At 60.6% G+C, this 25,670-nt stretch carries 26 protein-coding genes; 9 read left to right on the forward strand and 17 right to left on the reverse strand.

Going from position 1 to position 25,670, the window contains the following annotated elements:
- Positions 1-84: 84 nt before the first annotated feature.
- The 6 genes from rpsS to rpsJ all read right to left on the reverse strand — a co-directional run bounded on the left by rpsS (position 85) and on the right by rpsJ (position 3,632).
- Positions 85-369 (reverse strand): 30S ribosomal protein S19, encoded by a 285-nt coding sequence (gene rpsS, locus KF757_14555; protein ID MBX3324196.1) that lies wholly within the window; start codon positions 367-369, stop codon positions 85-87.
- 26 nt (positions 370-395) lie between these two features.
- Positions 396-1,253: a 50S ribosomal protein L2 gene (rplB, locus tag KF757_14560; protein MBX3324197.1), complete on the reverse strand. Its 858-nt coding sequence runs from the start codon at positions 1,251-1,253 to the stop codon at positions 396-398.
- A gap of 12 nt (positions 1,254-1,265) precedes the next feature.
- Complete coding sequence (gene rplW, locus KF757_14565; GenBank protein ID MBX3324198.1) at positions 1,266-1,541, reverse strand: 50S ribosomal protein L23; 276 nt, start codon at positions 1,539-1,541, stop codon at positions 1,266-1,268.
- Positions 1,541-2,248, reverse strand: coding sequence for a 50S ribosomal protein L4 (gene rplD / locus KF757_14570; GenBank protein MBX3324199.1), 708 nt, complete (start codon positions 2,246-2,248; stop codon positions 1,541-1,543). The genes rplW and rplD overlap by 1 nt, the downstream gene beginning before the upstream one ends.
- A gap of 245 nt (positions 2,249-2,493) precedes the next feature.
- Positions 2,494-3,177, reverse strand: coding sequence for a 50S ribosomal protein L3 (gene rplC / locus KF757_14575; protein ID MBX3324200.1), 684 nt, complete (start codon positions 3,175-3,177; stop codon positions 2,494-2,496).
- 146 nt (positions 3,178-3,323) lie between these two features.
- Positions 3,324-3,632 (reverse strand): 30S ribosomal protein S10, encoded by a 309-nt coding sequence (rpsJ, locus tag KF757_14580; protein MBX3324201.1) that lies wholly within the window; start codon positions 3,630-3,632, stop codon positions 3,324-3,326.
- Between the two features lie 387 nt (positions 3,633-4,019).
- Between rpsJ and KF757_14585 the strand changes: the two genes are divergently transcribed.
- Positions 4,020-5,501, forward strand: coding sequence for a hypothetical protein (locus tag KF757_14585; GenBank protein ID MBX3324202.1), 1,482 nt, complete (start codon positions 4,020-4,022; stop codon positions 5,499-5,501).
- Positions 5,502-5,528: 27 nt separating this feature from the next.
- Entirely contained in the window at positions 5,529-6,581 is a 1,053-nt protein-coding gene (ruvB, locus tag KF757_14590; GenBank protein MBX3324203.1) for a Holliday junction branch migration DNA helicase RuvB, read from the forward strand.
- 54 nt (positions 6,582-6,635) lie between these two features.
- Here ruvB and KF757_14595 read toward each other — a convergent pair whose 3' ends face one another.
- The 5 genes from KF757_14595 to KF757_14615 all read right to left on the reverse strand — a co-directional run bounded on the left by KF757_14595 (position 6,636) and on the right by KF757_14615 (position 11,609).
- Positions 6,636-7,394, reverse strand: coding sequence for a hypothetical protein (locus KF757_14595; protein MBX3324204.1), 759 nt, complete (start codon positions 7,392-7,394; stop codon positions 6,636-6,638).
- Between the two features lie 129 nt (positions 7,395-7,523).
- On the reverse strand, positions 7,524-8,414 hold the full coding sequence (locus KF757_14600; GenBank protein ID MBX3324205.1) for a phosphatidate cytidylyltransferase: 891 nt from the start codon (positions 8,412-8,414) through the stop codon (positions 7,524-7,526).
- A 57-nt stretch (positions 8,415-8,471) separates the two neighbouring features.
- Positions 8,472-9,329: an isoprenyl transferase gene (locus tag KF757_14605; GenBank protein ID MBX3324206.1), complete on the reverse strand. Its 858-nt coding sequence runs from the start codon at positions 9,327-9,329 to the stop codon at positions 8,472-8,474.
- A gap of 37 nt (positions 9,330-9,366) precedes the next feature.
- On the reverse strand, positions 9,367-10,695 hold the full coding sequence (locus KF757_14610) for an adenylosuccinate synthase (GenBank protein MBX3324207.1): 1,329 nt from the start codon (positions 10,693-10,695) through the stop codon (positions 9,367-9,369).
- A gap of 407 nt (positions 10,696-11,102) precedes the next feature.
- Positions 11,103-11,609 (reverse strand): FHA domain-containing protein, encoded by a 507-nt coding sequence (locus KF757_14615; protein ID MBX3324208.1) that lies wholly within the window; start codon positions 11,607-11,609, stop codon positions 11,103-11,105.
- Between the two features lie 161 nt (positions 11,610-11,770).
- On the opposite strand from KF757_14615, the gene hemW reads away from it, so the two are divergent.
- Complete coding sequence (hemW, locus tag KF757_14620; protein MBX3324209.1) at positions 11,771-12,928, forward strand: radical SAM family heme chaperone HemW; 1,158 nt, start codon at positions 11,771-11,773, stop codon at positions 12,926-12,928.
- Here hemW and KF757_14625 read toward each other — a convergent pair.
- On the reverse strand, positions 12,851-13,675 hold the full coding sequence (locus tag KF757_14625) for an RluA family pseudouridine synthase (protein MBX3324210.1): 825 nt from the start codon (positions 13,673-13,675) through the stop codon (positions 12,851-12,853). The genes hemW and KF757_14625 overlap by 78 nt on opposite strands.
- Positions 13,672-14,439: a 6-phosphogluconolactonase gene (locus tag KF757_14630; GenBank protein ID MBX3324211.1), complete on the reverse strand. Its 768-nt coding sequence runs from the start codon at positions 14,437-14,439 to the stop codon at positions 13,672-13,674. Before KF757_14630 ends, KF757_14625 begins: the two co-directional genes overlap by 4 nt.
- A 65-nt stretch (positions 14,440-14,504) precedes the next feature.
- Between KF757_14630 and thiE the strand changes: the two genes are divergently transcribed.
- The 3 genes from thiE to KF757_14645 are packed head-to-tail and all read left to right on the forward strand — an operon-like array spanning position 14,505 to position 18,741.
- The gene (thiE, locus tag KF757_14635) at positions 14,505-15,545 is read left to right on the forward strand and encodes a thiamine phosphate synthase (GenBank protein ID MBX3324212.1); all 1,041 of its coding nucleotides are present in this window, start codon (positions 14,505-14,507) and stop codon (positions 15,543-15,545) included.
- An 11-nt stretch (positions 15,546-15,556) separates the two neighbouring features.
- Complete coding sequence (locus tag KF757_14640; GenBank protein ID MBX3324213.1) at positions 15,557-17,494, forward strand: HEAT repeat domain-containing protein; 1,938 nt, start codon at positions 15,557-15,559, stop codon at positions 17,492-17,494.
- Positions 17,495-17,520: 26 nt separating this feature from the next.
- Positions 17,521-18,741 carry an insulinase family protein gene (locus KF757_14645; GenBank protein MBX3324214.1) on the forward strand — a complete coding sequence of 407 codons (1,221 nt, stop codon included), beginning with the start codon at positions 17,521-17,523 and terminating at the stop codon, positions 18,739-18,741.
- A gap of 57 nt (positions 18,742-18,798) precedes the next feature.
- On the opposite strand, the gene KF757_14650 is transcribed toward KF757_14645, so the two are convergent.
- The gene (locus KF757_14650) at positions 18,799-20,313 is read right to left on the reverse strand and encodes an HDOD domain-containing protein (GenBank protein ID MBX3324215.1); all 1,515 of its coding nucleotides are present in this window, start codon (positions 20,311-20,313) and stop codon (positions 18,799-18,801) included.
- Between the two features lie 123 nt (positions 20,314-20,436).
- On the reverse strand, positions 20,437-21,189 hold the full coding sequence (gene recO, locus KF757_14655) for a DNA repair protein RecO (protein ID MBX3324216.1): 753 nt from the start codon (positions 21,187-21,189) through the stop codon (positions 20,437-20,439).
- A 52-nt stretch (positions 21,190-21,241) separates the two neighbouring features.
- Here recO and KF757_14660 point away from each other — a divergent pair, with 52 nt between their 5' ends.
- The 3 genes from KF757_14660 to KF757_14670 are packed head-to-tail and all read left to right on the forward strand — an operon-like array spanning position 21,242 to position 22,654.
- On the forward strand, positions 21,242-21,679 hold the full coding sequence (locus KF757_14660) for a polyketide synthase dehydratase domain-containing protein (protein MBX3324217.1): 438 nt from the start codon (positions 21,242-21,244) through the stop codon (positions 21,677-21,679).
- A 34-nt stretch (positions 21,680-21,713) separates the two neighbouring features.
- Entirely contained in the window at positions 21,714-22,118 is a 405-nt protein-coding gene (locus KF757_14665; protein MBX3324218.1) for an acyl carrier protein, read from the forward strand.
- Positions 22,119-22,135: 17 nt separating this feature from the next.
- A complete protein-coding gene (locus KF757_14670; GenBank protein ID MBX3324219.1) occupies positions 22,136-22,654 on the forward strand; it encodes a hypothetical protein in 519 nt (172 codons plus the stop codon).
- Positions 22,655-22,693: 39 nt separating this feature from the next.
- Here KF757_14670 and KF757_14675 read toward each other — a convergent pair whose 3' ends face one another.
- Positions 22,694-23,392 (reverse strand): PAS domain-containing protein, encoded by a 699-nt coding sequence (locus KF757_14675; GenBank protein ID MBX3324220.1) that lies wholly within the window; start codon positions 23,390-23,392, stop codon positions 22,694-22,696.
- Positions 23,393-23,679: 287 nt separating this feature from the next.
- Entirely contained in the window at positions 23,680-25,656 is a 1,977-nt protein-coding gene (locus tag KF757_14680) for an acyl-CoA dehydrogenase family protein (GenBank protein ID MBX3324221.1), read from the reverse strand.
- Positions 25,657-25,670 lie beyond the last annotated feature (14 nt).

Consider the following 25,670-nt stretch of genomic DNA (forward strand, 5'->3'; position numbering starts at 1 on the left):
CTCTGCCCGCTTGCGGCCAGACGTTGCTTGAGTTTTTCGTGTCGAATCTTCACCGATCACTCCCGAAGGATCCCCGCACGCCAATCAGCGCCCGGATTTGATCCCTTCCTTCTTGTTCGTGTGTCCGCGGAACGTGCGCGTCAGCGCGAACTCGCCCAACTTGTGCCCAACCATGTCCTCTGTCACAAACACATCCATGAACACCCGCCCGTTGTGCACCTGAAACGTCTGGCCCACAAACTCCGGCACAATCGTGCACGCGCGGGCCCACGTCTTGATCGGCTCGCGACGACCCTGCTGCCGCTGCCGCTCAACCTTCATGTACAACTTCTCGTCGACGTACGGACCTTTTTTCAGACTGCGTCCCATTGATGCGTCCTCATTCCTTCACGAACTTACCGCTTCTGCCCGTACCGCTTGCTCTTGCGACGACGGATGATCAAATCCTGCGAGTGCTGCTTCCGGTTACGCGTGCCGCCGCCCTTGGCCTCGACACCCGACGGACTCACCGGAGGACGGCCGCTCTTGCTCCGACCCTCACCACCACCCAGCGGGTGAGCATGGTGGCTCATTGCAACGCCGCGAACCTTCGGCCGGCGCCCAAGCTTCCGATTCAAACCCGCCTTGCCCAGGCGACGATTCTGATGGTCTGTATTACCGACCTGCCCGATCACCGCTCGGCAATCGATCGGCACACGACGAATTTCGCCCGAAGGCAGCACCAGAGTCGCGTATCGGCCTTCCTTGTTGGTCAACCTGGCCGATGAACCCGCCGAGCGACAGATCTGCCCGCCACGCCCAGGCTCAAGCTCCACACAGTGAACGCTCAGACCCGTCGGGATATAGCGCAGAGGCATGAAGTTTCCAACCTGAGGCTCCGCAGCTTCGGTCGATGACGAAATCACCTTCATGCCGTCCTTGAGCCCGATCGGTGCGATGATATAGCGCTTGATCCCATCGGCATACTCGATCAGCGCAATGTGGCTCGAACGATTGGGATCGTACTCGATTCCAACCACCGTACCCTCGATCCCGTCGCGATCGCCCCGGCGGAAGTCGATCATGCGATACATGCGCTTCACGCCGCCGCCACGACCACGCACGGTGATCTTGCCGTGATGGTTGCGGCCGCCCTTGCTCGGCTTCGGACGCAAAAGACCCTTCTCGGGCGTCTTCTTCGTCACTTCTTCGTGCATGTTCACCGACGCATTGCGACGGCCAGCACTTGTCGGTTTGTATACGCGAATCGACATCTTCGACCTTCCTTAGAACAACTCGATCACGTCGCCCTCACGAAGCTTGACCGTGGCCTTCTTCGTCGGGGACGGCTTGACATATCCGAACTTCGTTCGACGCAGCGCGCTCTTGCGCACCTGTGTCTGTACCGCTTCAACCTTCACGCCATACAGCGACTCGATCGCCGCCTTGATATCCGTCTTGGATGCACGCCGATCCACCTCAAACGTGTAGTGGTTCTGCTCCATCCCTGCCGTGCTCTTCTCGGTCAGCAGCGGACGCTTGATGTAGTACGAGAGTTCCATCACGCGGCCTCCTCGCCACCAGCAGCCTGGCGGCCCATCGGCTCAACCTTGGCCGACTTGTCAATCTGCGACGACGGACCACTCAGCCACGCCTGAAGATCGCCCTTGTCGATCACCAGGAACCGGTGATTGAGCATCTCGAAGCAGTTCAACTCGTCGGCCCGGCACAGCGAAACGGTTTCGACATTTCGCCCGCTCAGCCTCGCGTTGCGGCTCTTGTCCGCATCCGGAGACAACGCCACCAACGCCTTCTTGTCAATCCCCAGGTTCGCAAGCAGCGACACAAAGTCCTTCGTGCGAGGCGTCGCGAACGACAACCCATCGATCACACGCACTTCGTTGTCGAGCAGCTTCGAGAGCAGCGCATTGCGATTCGCCTTACGCCGCATCTTCTTGGGCATGTCAAGCCGGTAGTCGTCGCGCGCCCGCTTCTTGGCAAAGGCATGGCCACCACCACGGAAGTGCGGGACCTTCTTGTTGCCGTGTCGTGCGCGACCCGTGCCCTTCTGGCGGTACATCTTGCGGTTTGAGCCGCTGACTTCCGCCCGGGTCAGGGTTCGTGCAGACCCCTGCCGCAGGTTCGCGTGATATCGAACATATGCCTGCTTGATCAGCGCCGGATTGACCGTGCCGCCAAGGGCTGACTCATCGATCGACATTGTGCCGACCGAAGTGCCGTTCATGTTGTAGACGGGGACATCAATCATGTCTTTCCTCGCCCAGCGCCTTTGTTCACCCGGCCACAATTGACCGGGAGACTATTGCTTCGCCTATTCGTCCTGAACGCTCTTGTCGGTCTCCCGACCCCAGGCGTTTCGCCCGGTGCGCCAGCCCGAAATCGACTCGGCTGCTCCACGCCCCACAAGGGGGCACACACTTGTCTTCGTCCGGCGGTTTCCTTTCGGACCTTCCGGACAACACGGCGAGAAACCGCTTCTCACCGCGTCTCAAATCACTTCCCAGCCGTCTTGCCCTGCTTGCTTGTATTCAGGCGCACGGCATTGCGAACTTGCACAATACTCTTGTTCGGACCCGGCACCGGCCCCTTGACCAGCAGCAAATTCCGATCCTTGTCAATACGAACCACATCGAGGCTGCGAACCGTGACGCGCTCGTCACCCAAGCGCCCCGACATTCTCTTGCCCTTCTTCAACTTGCCCGAAAAACCGCGGTTGGTCGCGTGCCCGCCGATCGACCCCGGCGAACGGTGCTTGCGCTCCACGCCGTGCGATGCCTGCTGACCCTTGAACCCGTACCGCTTCATCACACCCGCGAAGCCTTTACCCTTGCTGTTGGCAATGACGTCGACGTATCCGATCCCTTCAATCGCCTCGATCCCGAGTGTCTGCCCGAGCTCGAACTTCGAAGCCTCTTCCTCGGTGCAGCGGAACTCCGCATGCCGCCGAAGAGGATCTGCACCCGCCTTGGCATCGTGCCCGATCATCGGGATCGTCGAGTTGCGAGCCTTCATCGCTCCATACCCGATCTGCACAGCCGAATAGCCGTCCTTCTCGTTCGTCCGGATCTGCGTGACGACGCACGGACCAAGTTCGATCACGGTCACCGGCACACTCTTGCCGTCCTCCGTGAACACACGGGTCATTCCCAACTTGGTTCCCATCAGCATCACTGACATCGTCGAATCCTTCGCCTCATCCGAGGCCGCTTCATGCTCGCAGTGCGTTCAAACGCAAAGCCGCAGAGGAAGTCTTGCTGTCGGGGTCAGGACCATCCCGCCCCAAAGAAAAGGCCGCTCCCTTCGAGAGGCAAGCGGCCGAAACATCACGCCTTGATACGCACAAACACACCAGCAGGAACGACGAGGCGATTAAGAGCCTCGACCGTGCGTGCGTTGGGCTCGACAATGTCGATCACCCGCTTGTGTGTGCGAATCTCGAACTGTTCGCGACTCTTCTTGTCGATGAAAGGACCGCGCAACACCGTGTAGCGCTCAATCCGCGTCGGAAGCGGAATCGGGCCCTTCACCTTCGCGTTGGTGCGCTTGGCATGATCCACAATCTCCTTCGCCGAAGCGTCGAGAGCGATGTGGTCATACGCCTCCATCCGAATTCGGATCTTGCCACCGGTCATAAGTGCAACGTGCCTTTTCCTAAATCCCGGAACCAAATCCCGGGCCGAAACAATAGCCCTCACACCGCGTGAGGTCTAGCGAACAACAACCATGCCCAACCGATCCATCGTGAATCGGCGGAGACAACTCGCTCAGTGCCGCTGGCGCAATGCCCGACGGAATCCACCACTGACGACCCCCAAGGCCACCCGTGCCTCGACCAGGTCCACGCCCGGATCGCAGAACCGTCCCGGGACAAGCCCCGAAGAGTAGAACATCAGGCTCATTAGTCAACGCATACCCTCGTTTGAACCGAACATTTTTTCATAGCCTTCCCCGCTCTCGCACACACGACTCATTCACCCCGGGCCCGCGAGCACCGCGTACCCCCGGAAGGAGACCTGACCATGAGCCTTCGTTTGGTTGCCAGTGTCCTGCTCACCCTGACCAGCCCGGTCTGTTTCGCACAGCCTAAGGGCAATCCAAATCCACCCCAACCCCCTCAGAAAGGGGTTGCACTCGCCCCGGATCCCCTCCGCGTCGAGGCTGTCGGTGTCACGATTTCCATGCCCATCGGCTCAGTGGCCGAAAACGCAGTCTACGAAAAAATCGCATCCACCCGCATTCAGCTCCCAAACGACCTTGGCATGGTTGTCGTTCAGGAACGACGCTCCAAAAACCTCCAACTCGACGTCACCACCGTCGCCGACGAAATCATCACCCAACTTCTCGCCATTTCTCCCCGACACGGGTTCATCACCGATCCCGACGACCCCAGGGTCGGACGTGATTCCAAGGGTAACCGCGAACTTCAAGTCGTCGGCACCAGCGCGGCTGTCATGTCCCGCAACAAGTCCTTCACCGTTGGAGGTTTCCAATCAGACCACGCCTACGTCGCAATCCCGCGCGAAGGAAACAGCGATGCCACCCTGCGGGGATCCACCCTCCTCATGACGGGACCAGGACGATTCGTGCTTTTTGAGTTATTCACCTCACTTTCAACCTTCGAGCCCGCTCGGGAGATGTACGAAGTCATGCTCGCCTCTGTCGAAATCGAAGATCCGGCCAACCTCGCTGCCCGCCGAGTGGCCGCAATTTCCGCCGGCATCCACGCCCTTGAACGCCTCACCGAATCCGACTACCGCGAGATCTTTGAAAAGCACGGCGAGCGCTGGGAAAGGCTCTATACCTCCGGCGGCACGGGCTCCGTGCTCGATGACTCCGAAATCGGGTACCGCCGGGTCACCGCCCGCGTCGGGCATCGCGGCGATCTGACCGCCAAAAAACCACGCGACAAATGGACCGCCAACGACCTTCAGGAAGGGTACATCGTGCAGATCGATGCCCGCCTGCTCGAACTCGGAGGCGTGATCGACACCCGCTCAACCTACTTCCTCTCCCTCGATCGACGCGAAGAAGCCTGGGTCGTCAACATGGCAATCCGCCGCGAGAAAGACATCAGCCGCTGGCAGGAAATCGGCGCGCGCAGCGATGACGACCTCACGGTACAGATCATTCCCAAGTCGTCAGCCGCCACCACCATTCGCCCGCAAATCGAGGGCGAAGGCTACCTCTCCGTGGTCGAGAGCCTGATTCTCCCCCAGTTGCTCGTCAAGGTCGGCATCCCCACCGACTACGCGTTCTATACCTATCAGACAACATCCGGCACCATCCGCCTCCGCACCGATTCGCTGCACGAATCGCCGGGGCGGAAAGGTCGATGGAAGCTGCAAACACGTCTGAACACAGATGCAGAACGCCAGACCTTCACGCTCGACGAAACCGGCGCGATCATCGGATCAGAGTTTGACGACGGCCGGCGCTGGGAACCCATCTCCCTCGAACAGCTCCTCCGAATCTGGAAGAACAAGGGGCTTCCGCTCGACTGACCCATCGAAGCCCGAACAGACGATACACTGTTGCACATGGCTACCGATCGCATCATCTCCGCCGAAGCGGTCTCCAACCCCGAAGACGAGCGCCTCAACTGGTCGCTGCGCCCCGAGCGCATGAGCGAATACGTCGGTCAGCCGGAGTTGATCGAGCGCCTGAGCATCGCCATCGAAGCCGTGCGCCAGCGCGATGAACCCCTCGACCACGTCCTGCTGCACGGGCCCCCGGGCCTGGGCAAAACTACTTTGGCCCACGTCATCGCCCGAGAGATGGGGTCAAGGCTGCACACAACTTCCGGCCCCGCTCTGGCCCGAGGCACCGACCTGGTCGCCTGCCTCACCCGCCTCGAACGTGGCGATGTCCTGTTCATCGACGAGATCCACCGTCTCCCCGTCGCGGTCGAAGAGTTCATCTACCCCGCGATGGAAGACTTCCGGATCGACATTTGCCTCGACACCGGCCTCAACGCGCGCACGGTACAGATCAACTGTCAGCCGTTCACCCTCATCGGCGCCACCACGCGCGCCGGGCTGCTCAGTGCCCCCCTGCGCTCGCGCTTCGGCATCGTCCATCACCTGCGCTACTACAACGAGCACGAACTGCTGACGATTCTGGAACGAAGCAGCGACCTTCTGGGTGTTGTGCCCGCAGCCGGTTCCCTCGCCCGCATCGCCAACCGCTCCCGAGGCACGCCCCGCATCGCCAATCGCCTCCTGCGCCGCGTCCGCGATTTTTCACAGGTCCGCGCCGATTGCGTGTTTTCCACACCGGTTGTCGACGCCGCCCTCAAACTCGAAGGCGTCGACCACCTCGGACTTGACGAACTTGACCGTGCCTATATGCGCATCATCGGCACAACCTATCAGGGCGGACCCGTCGGGCTCGAAACCGTCGCCGCAACCATGAACGAGGACGCCGGCACCCTCGAAGACGTGGTCGAGCCATACCTCCTTCAGATCGGGTTCCTGTCGCGCACCAAGCGTGGGCGGGCCCTGACGGCTGCGGGAGCATTGCACATCGGTCGCGGGGTTCGTGCCGCACCAGCCGACTATGGCCACGATGCCTTGTTTGAATGAGAGGGCGCACGCAGTACACACCGCAAACGGCTCAGCCGCCCACAAGCACCCCGATCACTTCTTGGCAGCGCTGGCCGACAAGGACTTGGACATTTCTTCAGTCAGGTACAGGATGCACCCGTCATTCGGGCTGAGCGTCAACTTGCCCGCCATCAGCGACATCGCGGTCTCCATGGGGACCGACATCATCGACGAGCCACAGATGTACTCATGCCGTTTGCGGTCGATCACCTCAAGCGGCGCCATGGCCTCGTCGCCACGCTCTTCAACCAGTTTGGTATAGATATTCAGCGCGTCAACCGGCACATCGGCAACCAGTTGCTCGCGCTCGCGCACCAGTTCGGCCAGACGGTCCTTGATCTCGTCGGACCGCTTGGCGCGATCCTGCTCAGCAACATCGCGGAGTTTCAAGCGCTCGACCTTCGCCGCCTCGAGTTCGATCAGTTGCGCCTCAAGTTGTTCAATCTTTTCCATCTGCTCAAGTTGAGATTCTTCCATCGCGGTCTTGCGTTCCTTGAACGTGTTGACCTCGGTGAGCAGGGCCTTGTATTCCTTGTTCGTCTTGGCCAGATTCATACGGTCGCGCAGTTCAGCCACATGGGCATCAATGCGTTCGACCTCACCTCCGGTGTTCGACGTGCTGGCCTTGAGTTGTCTGAGTTGGCCTGTGATGGAGACGAGTTTCGAATCGATATCCGAGAGTTGCTTGACCTGTTCCCCGAGGAATCGCTCGGCAGTCCGAAGTCGGCTCTGGAGCCCGCGAATCTGCTGATCTACCCGGAACACCCTGAGCAACTTGAGCGTGACGTTCATTCAGTTCTCCCGACCGATCCACCGTCTGCTACGCGCCACGGACCAGATCGAACGGGCAACCCGCGATCGTTCTCGATGTGGATGACGCCCCTCGTGACGCATGCCTGACATTCTAGCACACTTTCCTCACTACACAAGGCGCAGCAGCCAGTACGCAGCCGGAGCCGCCAGCAGCACCGAGTCAATCACATCCAAAACACCCCCGAACCCCGGAAGCGATGACCCGGCATCCTTGATCCCCGCGTCCCGCTTGACCAGACTCATCACCAGATCCCCCACAGGCCCGACAACCCCGAAGACAATCCCAAATATCACGCCCGCCATCGGCGGTATCTCCGCTGCCCCCGAACGGCTCAACAGCCACGCCCCCAAAGCCGCCACCCCCGCCGAGGCAATGACCCCGCCAAAGAAGCCTTCCCATGTCTTGCCCGGGCTCAGCCACGGGATCATCTTGTGCCGCCCGATGCTCCGCCCAACGAAATACGCCCCGATGTCGCTCGCCTTGGTCGAGACCAGCACCCACAACACCACCCACGCACTTTCCTCACGCCGGATCAGCACCAGAAAACCGAACATCATGCCAAGATACACAAACGCAAACAACGCCCCCCCCGCAGCCGTCACCATCCCCTCGACCTGCTTGTGCCGGCTGTAGAACGCGAGCGACCCGATGAGCACCAGCGTCACCGCCGAGTTCATGATCGCAGCCGCCGTCGTGCCATCGAGCGACTTGGGAAGAAACGCAATAATCGAAAGGCCCGAAAGCGCCAGTGTGATCACCACACGCCGCGACACAGCGATCTTCTTCTCGCGATAGATCCGCGACAGTTCCAGCCCCCCACCGACCGCCAGCAGACTCACCACCATAAACACGATCGTTCCGGGCGGCCAGGTCGGACGTTGAAGCAGTTCGGCTGCCCACGCAGGGAGGGCGGTCCGATCGATGGCGTCGTCGAGCCATGAGCCGAGAACGATCAGCAGGATCAGCACAGGCCCCAGAAGCAATCGTTGACGCAGCACGGGCACACAATAGCAATCTCGCCGGTCGCACGTTCTGGTGCGCTCACCGACAATCAGTCACGCCTGCGGAGGTTGCGACTCGATCGCGCCAAAACGACGATCGCGCGAGGCATAGTCGCGAATGGCCGCATGGAGTTCCGAGGCACCAAAGTCGGGCCACAGAGCATCAGAAATGTGCAGTTCGGCATAACTGATCTGCCAGAGAAGATAATTGCTCACCCGCATCTGCCCAGCTGTGCGTATCAGCAGATCCGGATCGGGCAGGTCTTTGGTGTACAGGCGCGAGGCCAGCGCCGCCTCGTCGATCGTGTCGGGGTCGAGCGTGCCATCGCGCGCTTCGCGCGCCAAAGCCCGGGCCGCATCGACAATCTCGCCCCGCGAGCCATAGTTGATCGCAAGGCACAGCGTCGGACCGGTGCACGCACCCGTCACACGCTCGAGTTCGGCGATGGCGTTTCGGACTTCTTCAGGAAGTTCCGCCCGCCTGCCAAGCACGCGGACCCGGATATTCTCCTGCCGCAGCGCATCCTGTTCACCCTGGCAGTACGCAATGCACAGCGACATCAGCGCGTCGATTTCGTCCTTAGGCCTGCGCCAGTTTTCGGAACTGAACGAAAACAGCGTAAGAACTTCGACGCCAATCCTGCCGCACTGCTGAACCGTCTCGCGCACCGCAATCGCGCCGTTGCGGTGCCCGAAAATGCGGGGGAATCCCTGCTTGGCTGCCCAGCGCCCGTTGCCATCCATGATGATGGCGATATGCCGCGGAATGCGAGCCGGGTGAACATCGGGCAGGTGCAACAGCGGGTCGGCATGCGGATTGACATTGCGCATCCGGGAGACAACTTCGAGCGCACCAGCATCCGAAGCCCACGGGCTCTGACTTGCGATCTCCTTGCCGCCTGCAATGCTCATCGATGCTCCACTCTGAGTCTCCGTACGCCCCGAGGTGTTATCCGCTGTTCACCGCCCGCGCGCCCAGTATGCCCGCAGCATCCACGATTTGGCTGCGATCGGGCCCGACGCTGACCAGTCCGATCGGAACCCCAACAAACTCTTCGATTCGCGTCAGATAGTTTCGTGCTTCCTTCGGCAGGTCCGACATCTGTCGCGCTCCCGAGATGTCTCCGAAAAACCCGGGCATGGTTTCATACACCGCTTCCACCCGCGCCAGTTCGCGCCCGTCAGGAAGAAATCGATTCGTCACTCCCCCGCCGGTGCGATAACCGACGCACAGGTGCAGTTCGTCCAGCCCTTCGAGAACGTCAAGAAGCGTGACACCGAGATGGGTGATGCCGTTGATCATCGCAGCGTATCGCAGCGCGACGAGATCAATCCATCCAACACGGCGCGGGCGGCCGGTTGTGGTTCCATACTCGCGCCCACGCTCGCGAATGCGATCGCCCAGCGCGTTGACTTGTTCCGTCGGCATTGCGCCCGCACCAACGCGGGTCGAATACGCCTTGGCGACACCAATGATGGTGGAAACGTGTGACATCGGAACGCCGGTACCGGCCGGGATTCCCAAAGCCGATGCGTTGGACGCGGTCACATAGGGATATGTGCCGTGATCGACATCCAGCAGCGTGGCATTGGCCCCCTCAAAGAGCAGCCTTCGACCTTGCGCGAGCAGATCGTGCAGCAGGTACGTTGTGTCGCAGACGTGCGCGCGCAGCCGCTCAATGATCGGCCCAAGTCGGGCGATCAGCATTTTTGGGTCAAGTTCCTCACCACCACCGGGAAACATGGCAGACTTGATGCGGCAGGCTTCTTCGACACGCTCACGCAGACGCTGGGCATCGAGCAGGTCGATCACGCGGATCGCGCCACGACGCTGGGCCTTGTCGGCGTACGCGGGACCGATGCCGCGGCGGGTGGTGCCGATTGCCTTGCCATCAGCCCCGGCACGCTCCTCGCGAGCCGCATCTTCGAGCTTGTGGTAAGGCATGACAATGTGCGCGCGCGACGAGATCCTCAAGCCCGAGGTATCAATCCCACGTGCTTCGAGGCCCTCGAGTTCGCGGACCAGAGTTTCCGGATCGATGACCACGCCATTGCCGATGACCGCGAGGACTCCCGGGAGGAAGACCCCTACTGGAATGAGGTGGACGGCGAATCGCTCTCCTCCGATGACGATCGAGTGCCCTGCGTTGGCGCCGCCGTTGTAGCGGACAACCGCGTCGTGATCGCGCCCGAGAACGTCAACGAGTTTGCCCTTGCCTTCATCACCCCATTGCAACCCGATGACGGCGGTGCTTGCGTGCTCTCTGTCGGACTTCACCGGCATGTACTCCTCGACTGTGGCTTATCGGTCTGTGATGCGGGCCGAACCCTTGCATTGCAGACCGAGAAGACAATAGGGCGTCGCAGGACGGCAAAGCCGCATGATCGGACGTGCTCGAATCTGGTCTGTGACGCAGGTGGATCAAATGTCTCGAACGAGAGACTTGCATGTGAAGCACGATTGCGAATGAGTCGATAGGTCAATTGCGGAGGAGCAAGCGGCTATGTCGTCACAGAACGTGCGCATCATGTGCCCCAATTTGAACTGTCGGAAGGTGCTGGCGGTGCCGGACTCTGCCCGCGGAAAAACCGTGCGCTGCAAGGCGTGCGGGACTGCGGTGCGGGTGCCCGACATTAAACCTGCGCAACCACCGACAAAGTGACGGGCGCGAAAGTCTCAGCTGTTCAAAGCGGTGGCTGATCGTCGTTGTCGTCGCGGAAGTCGAAGTCGAAATCGATGATCGAGCTCTCGTCGTTGCGCACGCCGTTGGAGGTTTCATCGTCGTCCATGACCGAGGGCCTGGGCGCCGATTTGGGCTGCTTGACAGGCTTGGGTGGCGCATCCTCCCCGCGTGGGCGTCCTTGTTCAAAGAGCAGGACGGGATCGATGTGTTCCGGGTCGCCATCGATGCGCACAACGAGCACGAGTGGCCCGATGGCGATCAGGTCGCCCGAACGCAGCGATGCTCGCTCGACGCGGGTCGTGTTGACCCATGTGCCATTGCGTGATCCCAGATCGCGAAGCGAGATTCCGTCGGAACGGACCTCGAACTCGCAATGCTGGCGTGATACCTGCCCGTCGGGAACGCGCAAGGCGCACTGAGTGTCGCGGCCAAGGACGTAACGGCCCGGCTTGAGGGCCTGCATGGCGAGTTTGCCAGTCGCGCTGACCTGTACGAGTTCAACCTGCACGCTTCGCATATCCTTTCAGGCCGATGGTCCGACAGTGGAGTTTGAACCAGTCCTGGCTGGTCTGCCCGGTCGGTTTCGGGCACTCGCTGATGCCGCACAATACCTCATCCATCTCGCTCAGGCAACGTTCCACAGTGTATGCCTCGTACCCATTTCAAGGGGTGCTGCCAGGCCGCGTTCGGTCGTTGTACCTTCATGTGCCATTCTGCTCGCACAAGTGCCACTACTGTGATTTCTACAGCCTGGTCGATCGGCAGGATCGTCAGGTGCAATTTGTCGAACGTCTGGTGCGAGAAATCCGCGCGATTTCGCCCTGGGGGGGAAATCTGGAGACCATCTTCGTCGGGGGAGGCACCCCAACCCTGCTGGCCCCTGAATTATGGCAGATTTTTCTTAAGGAATTGCATGAGCACTTTGTGCTTTCGAGCCAGTGCGAGTTCACAGTTGAGTGCAATCCGGAGACGGCTTCGGCGGAACTGATGGCGGTGCTCAAGGCTGGCGGAGTCAATCGTCTCAGTCTGGGGGTTCAGTCATTCAACCCCGTACACCTCAAGACCCTCGAGCGCGTGCATCGACTCGAAAGCGTGCCACGGGCGATCGGTCTGGCGCGCGAAGCAGCGATCGACAGAATCTCGATTGATCTGATCTACGCCATTCCGGGCCAGACCCTCGCGGACTGGTCGCACGATCTGGATACAGCCATCAGGCTCGGCACCGATCATGTCTCGTGCTACAACCTGACGTATGAACCTCGGACAGCGATGACCGCCCGGCTCGAACGTGGTGAGTTTGAACCCACGCCCGAAGAGACAGAGATCGAAATGTTTGAACTGACGGGACAAAGATTGCGCGAGTCCGGATTCGAGCGGTACGAAGTGAGCAACTACGCCAGACCCGACCAGGCATGCCGGCACAACCTCGCGTACTGGAGGCAGGACGACTGGCTTGCAGCCGGACCGTCAGCATCGGCGCACGTCGGCGGTCATCGTTGGAAAAACACGCCCCATCTTGAGACCTACTTGAGCGATGATTGCAACGGATTCGCGTCCATCACCGATCACGAACCACCAGATGCGGCGCGTGCCCTGCGCGAGCGCATCATGACGGGGCTTCGCCTGGCGGAGGGGCTTGATGCAGACCGATTGCTTCGAGACTGCGCGAGTGATTGTCCGCAGTTCTGCCAAGCACTGGAGCAGGAGATCGGACGTGTGCGCGACGAAGGGCTGATCCAGCGTGAAGATTCAATCATCACCATCACCGAGCGTGGGATCATCCTGGCCGATGGGATCGCTGCTCGCCTCATGAGCGCGCTCCTGTGATTCGGGCGCGAGATCGGGGCGCATCAGGCGAACACGCGTGAGCGTGCGTTTGAGGTCGCCGGGCCAGCGTGATCGGACATCCACGGGCTGGCCGGTCATGGGATGCACAAATCGCAATCGATGGGCGTGCAGTGCGAGTCTGGGAGCAGCGTCTGCAACGGCGCGCGGCCCGTACCACTCGTCGCCGAGAATCGCGCACCCGATGGCATCAAGATGAACGCGCACCTGATGGAGCCGCCCGGTGACGGGGCGGGCTTCGATAAGTGCTGCAAGATCGTTGTTCTGAAGGACGCGGTACGCTGTGAGCGCCGGCTTGCCCGAGCGCGAGATACGGGCCATTTTGCGAGTGGTGTACTTGTCGACTCGCGTGGAGACTTCCTCAATGGCCAGACGGATGACGCCGCGGTCGGTGCGTGGGGGCTTGTGAACGAGGGCCCAATAGAACTTGGCGATGCTTCGTTGTTTGAACTGCTGGAAGATGTGTTCGTAGGCCTGCTGACGCAGCGCGACGATCACGAGGCCACTGGTTTCGCGGTCGAGGCGGTGCAACAGGCCAAAGGACCGATCGCCCCCGAGTTGGGCAAGTCGGCTGCCGTGCGTGGCGAAAAGGCCGTTGAGCAGTGAATCGTGCTCGTGCCCGATGCCGGGCATGGTGACAACGCGCGATGGCTTCTCGACGACAAGCACATCGTCGTCTTCGTACGCGATGCGGACTGAGACGCGGGCGTTGGGCTGAATCTGGGTCATGACTCAGACCCATCGGCCAGGATGTTGCGATCGATATACCAGCACTGAATCCCGTCGATGAGCGACACGCCCGGAGCGTCGTGCGAACTGGCATAGCGCTGGGTGAGGCTGGCGATGCGATCGCGGCACTCGGCACCTCCGGCGAGCAGCGCCACAAAGCGGGCGGCACTGACAAACCACGGCGTCATGGCGGCGTGTTCGAGCCCTTGCGCTGAGCGAAAACGCGAGACCACGGTTCCCTGTTCGATTGAATCGACCGGTTCGAGGCCGCTGTAGAGCGTGTCCTGGTCGAGGCTCAGAGCAATAAAGTCGAGGCGATCGTGCCCGCGCTCGCGCCATTCGAGATGCTCGCAGACTTCGCGCTGGTAGTCTTCGAGGCTCAATGCGCAATCCACAGGAAAGACGTGAGTCTGGCTGCGCGGAATGCCCGCGTGGTCGAGCAGGATCTCTCGAACAATCCGGGTCGCAGTGAGGGCAGGCTCGCCCAGATCAAGCGGATCGGATGCGATCCAGAGTTGAGTGCGCGACCAGGGCATGCTGCGAAACTTGGGATCGACCATGAGGCGCATACAGACCTTCTCGATCATCGAACCGCCAGAGATTGCCAGATGAAAGTCGCCAAATGAGCGGACACAGGTTGAAGCCTGGACAAAAAGGTCAGATGCGACAGCATCGATGAGTTCGTCCTCGCCGGGAAAGACCCCGACCTTGCCCGGCAGACGCGGGGACTCGGGCTGGGGGACGAGGTCGTACGGTTGGGCCATAACCTATTCTGGGCCTGTCAAGCCTTGCGGACCACTACAGATGGGAAACGGATTGTATGTTGCGGATGATTGATGCGAATTTCAATCGAGCCCGAGAGGGGCTGCGGGTTCTGGAAGATCTGGCACGATTCGAAGCCCAGGATGCGGGGCTTGCGCGCGAGGGGAAGGAACTGCGACACGCCTTGACCGCTGCGGTCGAAGGGCTGGGGTTCAGCGGGCTCGAGCGGGTCGCATCGCGCGACACGCCGGGCGATGTCGGAACCACGATCTCGACCGAGGGTGAGCGATCGCGTGCGTCGCTCGATGCGGTGGCTGCGGCGGCTGCAGCACGGGTCAGCGAGGCGCTGCGCGTGATTGAGGAATTGGCCAAGACACGCGAGCAAGGCGGAACATTCGAAGGCTTGCGATATCGCGTGTACACGCTTGAGCGGGAGGTACGACTCTGCCTGGCACGAAAGGGGCGGCAGTGGGCATTGTGCGTGCTGTTGACCGAGTCGCTGTGTGACCATTGGTCGTGGCGCGATATTGTGGCTCAGGCGCTGATTGGCGGGGCCGATTGTGTGCAACTGCGTGAAAAGGGGATGACGGATCGGGCACTTGTCGCGCGGGCGCGCGAGCTTGTCGAACTTATCGCGGGCCGGGCCGATGTGATCATCAATGATCGGGTCGATGTGGCGCTCGCGGCTGGAGCAACGGGCGTGCATGTCGGGCAGACGGATCTTCCGGTTCGAATAGTGCGCGAAGTTTCGCGCGGGCGGCTCATCGTTGGCATCTCGGCAAGCACGCTGAGCGAAGTCGATCAGGAAGCCGACTATGTCGGACTGGGGCCGATGTTTGCAACGACGACCAAGCACAAGCCGACCATCGCGGGTCCGAATCTGATTCGCGAGTTTGTCGCGGCACCCGGGGTGTGTAACCTGCCGCACGTTGCAATCGGTGGGATTTCGCCCGAGAATGTCGGGGAGTTGGTGTCGAGCGGGTGCTGTGGCGTTGCGGTGAGTAGTGCGGTGTGCGGTGCACAAGAACCGGCCGAGGTAAGTCAGGCACTGGTCGCGGCTCTCGAAAGCAATCGGAAGGCAAGAACCGGGCGTGGATGGTCAGCGTAAGGTCATAAATCATGAGAACAGGTGCAATCGTCCTGATGTTGGTGTGTGCAAGTGTCGCGGTACTGGCTGGGCCGCCGTCGCAGTCGGAGTTACCGCGACAGGCGTTGTCGAGGCTTCCGGCCGAAGCGAGGACGGAACTCGAAAGCCGCATCGGCGTCGGGTTTGACGGCTTTGGCGAGCACGGGGTGCTGCTGAGCGGGTCGCGTGACGCGATCGCGTCGTTTGGTGGTCGCGTGGCGGTGATTCAGTACTGGACCCTGCGTGATGCAAATGCTCAGCGTGCCGTCACGCTGATCGGCGAAGCGCTCGATGGCGTCGAGGGCGTAGTCATCGTCGCGCTGCATCCGAAGGAAGAGCAGGAGAGAGTTCAGCGGGTGCTCGATCGACGGGCGATGCCGGGGCATGTGCTCATTGACGATGGTTCGTCGCTGTGCGCTGCCTTCGGGTTCGGGGATCGAGGCGGGAACGTGGTTGTCGATCGGCATGGCGCGATTCGGTATGTGGGGATCGAGCCGGGTGCGATGCGCGATCTGATTGTGCAGTTGAGCGAAGAAGTGCCGGATCCTGCGCTGCAGCCAAAGGTACCACTGGGAGAGTTCGCGACTCGCCGTGCGTCGGCATCGGGGTCGATCGGCGAAATCGAGCGGGCGCTGGCCAATGGGAACGTGCGCGAGGCTGAGCAACTGGTAGATGCGATGTGGGGGCTTCATGAAGGCACGGCTGCGGAGTTCTGCCGAGGTCTGATCGTTTCGGGGAACCCCATGCTCCGGCCGCTCGGGCTCGAATCGATGATGAAAAAAGGCAGCGCCCAGCGTGTACTCGAGACCATCGGCGGGCTTGACGCTCGCGCGAACAGCGCTGAGGTGGCGTTTCTAGTTCGATCACTCGGAACCAAACCATTCGAAAACGCAGAGGCTGTGCTCAAGCCATTTCTGGACTCGCGCACCGCCATGATCCGACAGGCAGCCATCTATGTGCTCGCCGATCGGGGCGAGCCTCAGGCGCTCGGGCTTTTCGTCAAGGAGTTACGCACCGCGCCGGCAGCCAAGGACAACTGGGGCATCAAGGAAGCCGATCGCCTGATGAGCGCGATGTTCGGTGCTGCATACACGCTCAGCGGCATGCGAGCGGATCAGGGCCGTGAGTATGAACAATGGTTGACCGAGTTCTCGCGTGACCCGGCGCGGGCAGCCGAGATTGCGAAGTTGTCGCTGGCCGATGCTGGCGGTGCGCCGCGCTCAATCCGTTTCGGCAGTGACACGTTCTACACCTATCCAATGTTCGATGCCACGGTGCGTGCATCGGACACGTCTGGGACCGGTGCCGAGGTGATCGAGATTCTGTCGCGTGCAGCCGAGCAGGCCAGGGATGGTGCCGCCAGTGTGCTGGGCAAGGTACACATGGCACCGATTCGCCTGTACCTTGCGGATCACCGCGCGTTCTCGTCACTGGCGAGCAACTCGTACATGGGTGGACAGGCCGAGGTCAATCGCATCATTCTGCGCATCGCTCAGACATCGCAGATGCGGCAGGTGATGACCCACGAATACGTCCATATCGTTCACTCAGCGATGTTCGAGCGCCAACCCCGGTGGCTGAGCGAAGGGTTTGCCGAATCGGTCGCGGCTGGGAGCAGACCCGAGCCCTGGAACCATGAACGGGTGCGTGCCTTGGGGGTTGAGAAGGGCGTGTCGGATGGAGTGTTCAGCAGGCTGACGGGGTGGAGCGCGTCGGCCTCAAACGACGCCCGCGAAGGTGAAAACTACCGACTCTCGCATCTGGCCGTGGACTTTCTGCGGCGGGGACCATTCCCAGCTGGCGACACACGCCTCGGGCTTCTCATGGCCAGTTACTCAAGCGGACGCAACGACCGCGACGCTCTGACATCGGCCTACGGAATGGACGCCCGGCAGCTCGATGCTGCACTCCGTGCCTGGCTCGGGCAATAGCACGATTCGCCCCGTACACTGTCCGCATGCCGATCACCTTTCAACAGCACCAACTGGCCAATGGACTGCGGATCATCGCTGAGGTCGACCCCGACGCGCACTCCTCGGCTGTCGGTTTCTTCGTCAACACCGGCGCACGCGATGAGGCGCCCGCAATCATGGGAGTCAGCCACTTTCTCGAACACATGATGTTCAAGGGAAGCGACGATCTCTCGGCCGACGACATCAACCGCCTCTTCGACGAGATCGGCGCTCGCAACAACGCATACACGTCCAATGAACTGACGTGCTTTCACGCCCAGGTCCTTCCGGAGTATCTGCCAAACGCCACGCAGCTGCTCGCTCGCATGCTCCGGCCTGCCCTTCGCACAGAGGATTTCGACCTCGAAAAGAACGTGATTCTCGAAGAAATCGCGATGTACAAGGATAATCCGTTCTGGGTGCTCTATGAAGCCTGCGTTGCAAAGCACTATGCCGACCATCCGCTCGGACACCGTGTGCTTGGCACCACTGAATCGGTCTCGGCACTATCGCGCGATCAGATGATGCAGTACTTCGCGCAGCGCTACTCGGCTGACAATACGGTCTTGAGTCTGGCCGGACGCGTGGACTTTGACGCGACGGTCAAAATGATCGAAGACTTGTGCGGCTCGTGGGTCAGAACCGGCGCGACACGCAACGACGCTCGCCCGCAAACACACTCCGATAGCCTCACCATGCGCGATGAACGAGTCAATCGCGCGTATGTCATTTCGATCATGCCCGCGCCCGCGGTGCAGGATGATCGACGTTATGCCGCGTCACTTCTGATGCAGGTTCTTGGTGGCTCGGACAACAGCCGCCTGCACTGGGCGCTGATCGAAACCGGCATCGCCGAAGAAGCCCAGTCGGCGTACGACGCGCATCAGGGCACGGGTGACTACTTCGTCTACGCCAGTGGCGACCCGGATCGGCTCGACGAAATCGAAGCCATCATCGACCAGCAGTTGCTCTCGCTCGTCGATTCACTTACCCCGGCCGACCTCGAGAAGATGCGCATGAAGATTGCAACGAGTGCGACGCTCAGCGGCGAACGCCCCAACGATCGCATGCAGCGCATCGGCCGCCAGTGGCTGGCGCACGGGCGGCACCGCTCGCTCGAAGAGGAACTCGAACGCATCGAAAGCGTCACCATCGACGACCTGCGCGAAGTGGCGAGCCTGTATCCATTCACGCAGCGCACGACAGGGCGGCTGATTCCGGCTTGATCGGCTTGATCTCGCACGGGGGGCGTACTTCGGCTTGATCGTGTCAAACCTCAACGCTCAGGCTGCTTGCCGCGGCGCATGCACAAGCACACAGTTGCCCCCGGCCGACCGCGCCGCCTTGACCGCGTCCGACGAAGCCTTGATCACCTGATCGCTCGAAGAGAAGATATTCTGCGTTTCCCTGTTCAGAACAGCAATACCGCCCGAGATGGTGATCGGCAGTGGCTCGTTGTTCGAGTCCGGCGTCCAGTGCTTCGAGAATGACAGCAACTGCTCCTGCACTTCTCGCATGGCTCGTTTCGCAGCCGGCTCATCAGTCCCGGGCGCAACAACCCCAAGCACACTCGCCGCAAGCCTGCACACCAGTCCGCCCATAGGTTCGAAAATCTTGTTTACGAGCGTCACGACACCAATCACGGTTTCATCACGCGCAACTTGCCCAAACTGAGTCTCGACGACATCAAGACTCTCGATCGCGATGGTCACGAGCGTGAGTGGCTCGTGACGCTGAATCGCAAGTTCAAATCCGCGCCGGCAGCCTTGAATGAACCCTTCACGCGTCACCGCACCAGTGAGCGGGTCGCGCACCGCGCCCGGTAAAAAACCGTTGGTTTCGGCTCCATGCTGTATCGCGCTGCTCGTTCCGCCTTCACTCCGCGTGATGAAGTGCAGGCGTTCATCGGCAGCGGCAAGAATCCGCTCGGCATCGATCGGTGGCCCGATCCGCACGCCAAAGACGCTCGCAAGATCCTTGGCCTTGGCGCCCACCCGCCGGACCACTGCATCGATCTGCCCGGGCGCAAGGTCCAACCAGTCCGCTGCGCGTTCGTACAGCCTGCGCAGCGCCGGCCTCGGGTCGGTATCGGTCACCACATCATGCGCAATCGAACCGAGATGAACAAGACGCGTCAGCATGGCTTCTTCGGTTGGGGCTGCGGTCGGACGCTCATGAAAGCGAATGGGTATCGAGAGTTGACGCGGCAGACGCCAGCGTTCGGCCAAATGCGCGCCCACATCCGGGTGCCCGATCTCGAAAACGTTGACTTCTGTTTGTGTAAGCAGGCTGTGGTCGCCACCGGTCAGTGCGACAACCTTGTCATAGCGCGTACCGAGTGCCTGATGCATCGCAACCATACCGATGTCCTGCATCAAGGCACCAAGATACGCTTCGTCAGCCAGCCCCGCACACCCGCCTTCCTCGGCCAGTTCACGGGCCGCAATGGCAGAGATCAGCGCTCGCCGCCAATATCGTTCCCAATCGAATCCAGGTGTCTGGCACTTCTCGAGGCTTGCCGCGAGCGAAAACCCCAGCGCGAGCGAACGGACCGGGCCGATGCCCAGCAGCACGAGCGCGCGGTCGATCGTCGGGCAGGGCTGACGCAGGCCGAAGAAGCTGGAATTCACAGTCCGAAGCATCCGGGCCGCCAGACCCTGATCGCGCGAGATCAGCGGCGCAAGGTCGCCGATAACGACGTTGGGGTTGCTCGTGCGGTGGAGGATCTCGACCGCAACGCTCGGCAACGTCGGCAAACTCTGGCACGACAGAATTTCAGCCAGCAGGTCGGGATTCATGCCCTGCACCTTTATCACAAGCGGATTTGCCATGGGGCAGACGAAAAACCCCGGATCGAAAGTTCAACTCCGGGATTCATCGGCCAGAACCGTGCCTGAATTGATTAAAACCCAACCTGTGCCTCAACTCAGGTGGCCAAACAGGGTTGCGGTCGAGGATAATTCTTCACCAATCAGATGATGGATGTATGACGCGAGCAATCGGGCAGCCCGCAGGACTGACTCGCCATCGAACTCGCCATCGCTCCCAGAGCGGATCCGTCCCAGAACCGCGTGAGTCTCGCTTCGAACCTTCCACACCGTGCTTGATGCCGATTGTGCCAGAAACCCCCCTAATCCGGGAGAAAATCCAAAAATGGGAGCCGAAGCGAGGGCTTGCCCACTCTGCACATCACGATCAAGTTCGGGACGAGATCCAATGGCATCGAGAAGCGACCACTGGAACCGAAGCACGCCCAAAGCCCTATCGCCCGGCGAGGCGTGTGGGTTGTCAGACAAGTCATGCAGGTGGCTGGCCAAGGCGTCGAAGAGGTCCGGATGCGGATCGTCGTCAAGCACGAGGTGACCGACGAGATCGGCAACGTGAGTCCCGGAATAATAAGCCCCCAGCGAATCGCGGATGCCACGGAATGGTTCGATCAAGTCCCAACTGGTGATCGTTGCCAGCGTGCTGCGAGGCTTGGCGAGCGCTTGAACCTGTCCAAGCGTGAGCAGTTCGATCCCGCCCGAGAAAGCGCTGTTCTCGCGTCGAGACCCCTTGGCCAATCCGCGCAGCAGCCCGTGCTCGCGCGTGAGAATGGAAACGGTCTGGCTGGTTTCGGACCAGTCCCAATGTCTGACACAGATTCCGTCATCGCGTATGCTGCCCACGGGCACAGGTTATCCGTTTCGGGGTGGTCAAGCATCGGTCGGAGTCATACTCTGGCTCATGCACTTTTCGCTGATTGACAGCGTCCTTGAACAGACATCCGACCGGATCACCGCCATCAAGCACGTTTCGGCAGCTGAGGAATACTTGCAGGATCATTTCCCGGGGTTTCCCGTGCTTCCGGGCGTCCTGATGCTCGAAGCGATGGTGCAGGCTGCAAGGATCCTGGCTCGGAGCGAAGAACGTCTGGTGCTGGGCAAGGTGACCGCCCTTAAGTATGGGTCATTCGTTCAGCCGGGCGATACGTTGGTGGTGTATGCCTCGTTGACGAGTCGTCATCCCGATGGCTCGATCGACGCACGAGTTGAAGCTCGTAAAGTTGGCCCGGGGATGCCCGCCAATGATCCACAGGCCCCGCGAGCAGCCAGTGGCAGGGTGACGCTGCGACCGATCCGTATGGACCCAGAGGGAACCAACTCCCAAGCCGATCGCGCCTAGACTTGCCCCCTCTGGGCGGGGTCGCTCGCCACGTATGGAAGCCGCAATGAACCGAGATGAGATCTTCGAGAAAGTTCAAGGCGTGCTCGTCGAGGCCCTGGCCGTCGACGAGGACGAAGTGACCCCCGACGCAAGCCTGTTCAAGGATCTGGGAGCCGAGTCGATCGACATTCTCGACATCAGTTTCCAGCTCGAACGGACGTTCGGCATCAAGATCGGGCAAGGGGAACTCTTTCCCGAAGGCGTCGCTCAGGATCCTGCCTACGTCGAGGACGGAAAGATCACTGACAAAGGCCTGGCAGCCTTGCGCGAGCGACTGCCTCACTTTGATTTTACCGAACTGGAGCGAAGCCGAAGCGTGGAGCGCGTGCTCGATATCTTCACGGTCGGAACGCTGGTCAACTTCGTCGAGCACAAACTCGGGCATCAGGGCGACTGAGCCTCCGGGACGCGCCCATGCGATGGATGTGGATCGACAGGATCGTCGAACTCGTGCCGCGAGAAAAACTCGTGGCCATCAAGAACGTCTCGCTCGCTGAGGAACATCTGCACGATCACTTTGCCCAGACCGAGCGCCATGCGGCGTTTGCCGTCATGCCGGCATCATTGATCATCGAAGGCATGGCCCAGTCCGCGGGGATTCTGGTCGGGCACGCCGAAGGGTTCCGCGAGAAAGTAATCCTCGCCAAAGTGACTCGGGCCGAACTCGAGTGCGACGCGGTTCCCGGTGATGCGCTGCGCTATTGCGCGCAGATCGAGCAACTGACCACACAGGGCGCATCAACGCGAGGCGTGGTGGAACTGCTCAAGCCGACGACCGTCGGAGAGGAACGCTCCGCACGCACGATCGGGCGCATCGATCTGATGTTCAGTCACATTGACCACAACATGGCCGGGACGAACTTCCCCGAACACAACTTCGTGTTCAGTTCGTCGCTCATGACGCTGCTGCGTACAAGCGGTCTCTCAGACTGATCCCCTCCGGCCGGTCGTAGAAAAGGCCGGGTCAAACACTTACTTGGCAGCGGCCTTCATGTCGCTCATGCGGACACGAGTCAGTTCGGCATCGCTGACCTGCAAGCCCGCCTGGGCAGCGATGCGAGCCAGCGCGACGCGATCGGTCTGACGCAACTTACGCCCGATCGACGCGCGATGGTTGTCGACCGTCTTGAACGAACGATGCAGCTTGGCTGCAATTTCCTTGAGCGAGAGCCCTTGACCGACAAGCGCCATAACCACAAGTTCGCGTGGCGTCAGGACATGAAGCTCGCCCAATTCGATAAACTCGCTCTCGACCAGATCGTGCTCGACGTCTCCGGGATTTTGCGAGGGCGTCAACTGTGACAGTCCGAGCAGCATGTTGATATCGCCATTCTCATCGATGATCGGTCGCAACGTCGTGCGCAGCTGCCGTCCGTTCCAGACTTCGCGAATCGTCAAAGGCTGGCGTGACTCGACTACGCGGCGGTAGTACGACTTGCGTTCCTCTGCCCACCCTTGAGGGAAGATATCCCCGATATTCATGCCAACGACGTTGGGATTGGTCTCCCCGAGGTAGATCCGCTGGCACTCCTCACTGGCAAAGAGCACCCCACCTTCGGGGGTGACCACGCAGACGCCAACGCCGGGAGTCTTGGCGAAGGCATTCCACAGTGCCTGTGCTCCGATTTCTTCTTCGACCTGGAACGTTGTGGAATGATTATTATGCGTCATGATGCATATTCCTTTTGTAACCCGCATTGCCGATCGTGAACGTAGTGTATCGCCTCATTCGCTGAACGCTATTGAGATGATCCACTTTCGGTAAAGTTCCCGATGCAATCTGCTAATTTTGACCTTGCCCACCTGATTTCGGGCATTCTCACCCATACATAAACTTTTGATGGCACTCTATTTATTCCCATTACCCGGTAAAAGACTCAGAACAATCGGCGCGCACAGCAACCGCCAAATCAATCCGCTTTTCAGGGCGAGAATGCCACTTCCTCCGTTATGTATATTCAATCTCGCGAATGAGCAACGGTTTCTTCCATCATCTCACGACCGGTTCCTCCCGCGACGCCACGCCCGGTCCCTTCAAAGTGCGGAACGTGCCGAATGTCGGGTTTGCGACCCATGCCTCGAGATGGTGTGGGGGTCTTTTCAGGAATGATGAACAGGCTGTCGGGAAGGGTCTGGCTGAAGGCAAGAGCCTTGTCGGCAGCAGTACGCATCGAATCGTCCGCGTTCTCGTACTGGGCCCGGAAGGCATTGACTATTCCGAGTTCGGCCAGGTCGAAGAAGTGCAAGGCTGCGGCTTTGTCGCGTTCGAAGGCGGGCCCGTTCTGCCCCTGCCTGATCTGTCGATCGAGTTTCGAGAGCGTGCAGGTCCAGGCATGGATCCACATCGCCGCGTCGGCAAAGCGCGCCTGAACCGCCTGCCTCTCGATGATGGCTGAGTCGTGCATCTTGCTGACCTTCTTGAACTGGTACGTCAGTTCGGAGATGTGGCTGCACAATCGCTTGCCATGCGGGATGAGCGACTGGTGCAGTTTGCTCAGAACGGGCTTTTTCGGGCGCACGCCGAGATAGACCTCCATGCCCACGGGCAGCGCCGCCTTGATGAGCCCCATCGAGAACTGCCGCTTATCGACCGCATCCTTGATGCCCAGGAGTTTCTCGGCGTGCTGCTTGCCGCCATAGGCGAAGATGAATGACTGCATCACTTCATTGGCACCTTCGACGATGGTGTTGATGCGGCTGTCGCGGAAGATGCGCTCAACTTCATTTTCAGTCATCATGCCTTCACCGCCCATGATCTGGACAGCGTCGTTGACGCTGCGCCACCCCATCTCGGAACAGAAGACCTTGCATACAGCCGTTTCGAGCATGATGTCTTCATCGTGCCGGTCGAGCATGCCCGTGGTCATGTAGAGCACCGCGTCCATCGCATAGCACATCGCGCTCATGTGCGCGATCTTCTGGCGCACGAGTTCGAAGTCGGCCAAGGCCCGTCCGAACTGGTAGCGAGTCTGCGCCCAACGAATGGCCTGATCCTTGGCGCGCACGGCTCCCCCGAGCATTCCTGCAGAGAGGGTGCAGCGGCCGTAGTTGAGACACGTCAGGGCAACATTGAGCCCTTTGCCTTCCTTGTGGAGCAGGTGCCAGCGTGGAACCTTGACGTTGTTGAACCTGATTCGTGCCTGCCACGTTCCGCGGATGCCGCACTTGCTGCGGTTCTTCTGGAAGATGTCGATGCCGTCCATGTCGGGCGTGCAGACGACCGCACTGACTTTGACCGAACCATCGGGCATCTTCTGCTTGCCCATGACGGTGAACAGGCCACAAATCGCGCCGCTGGTGGCCCACTTCTTTTCGCCGTTGATGATGTAGTGCTCGCCGTCCTCGCTGACATCGATCGTGGTTTCCTGCCCGCCAGCATCGCAGCCGACGTTGGGCTCACTGAGGCAGAATGCGCTGAGCCAGTCGCGGGCAAGTTTGGGCAACCATGCCCGCTTCTGTTCATCGGTGCCGAAGAGCATGACAGCCTTGCAACCGATCGACTGGTGTGCACTGACAACCACGGCCGTCGAGCCGCAGTACCTGCCGATGAGTTCAAGCACACGGTTGTAACTGGTGATGCCCATGCTCAGGCCGCCGAACTCTTTGGAGATCGTCATGCCCAGCACGCCGAGCTTGAAGAGTCGCTGAATGGCCCACTCGGGGATGAACTGTTCCTGATCGATCTGAATGCTCGGGTGTTCGGTGCGCAGATACTCTTCGAGCCTTGCCAGAAGTTCATCGCATTCGCGTGCTTCATCGGGGTGTGCCTGCGCGACATCTGGGTATGGCAGCACAAGTTCCTCGCGGACGCGGCCCCAGAAGAGATTCTTGACAAAGCCCATCGAGTCCGGTTCGGGCCCCAGCAGCGTCTCGGCTTCGGCGATCATCTTCTTGTCACGCTCCGAAACGCCCTTCATCTCCTTCAGATCGGCCATCGACAATCTCCTGC

The organism is Phycisphaeraceae bacterium (assembly GCA_019636795.1).
In the GTDB taxonomy this organism is placed as follows: Bacteria; Planctomycetota; Phycisphaerae; order Phycisphaerales; family UBA1924; genus JAHBWW01.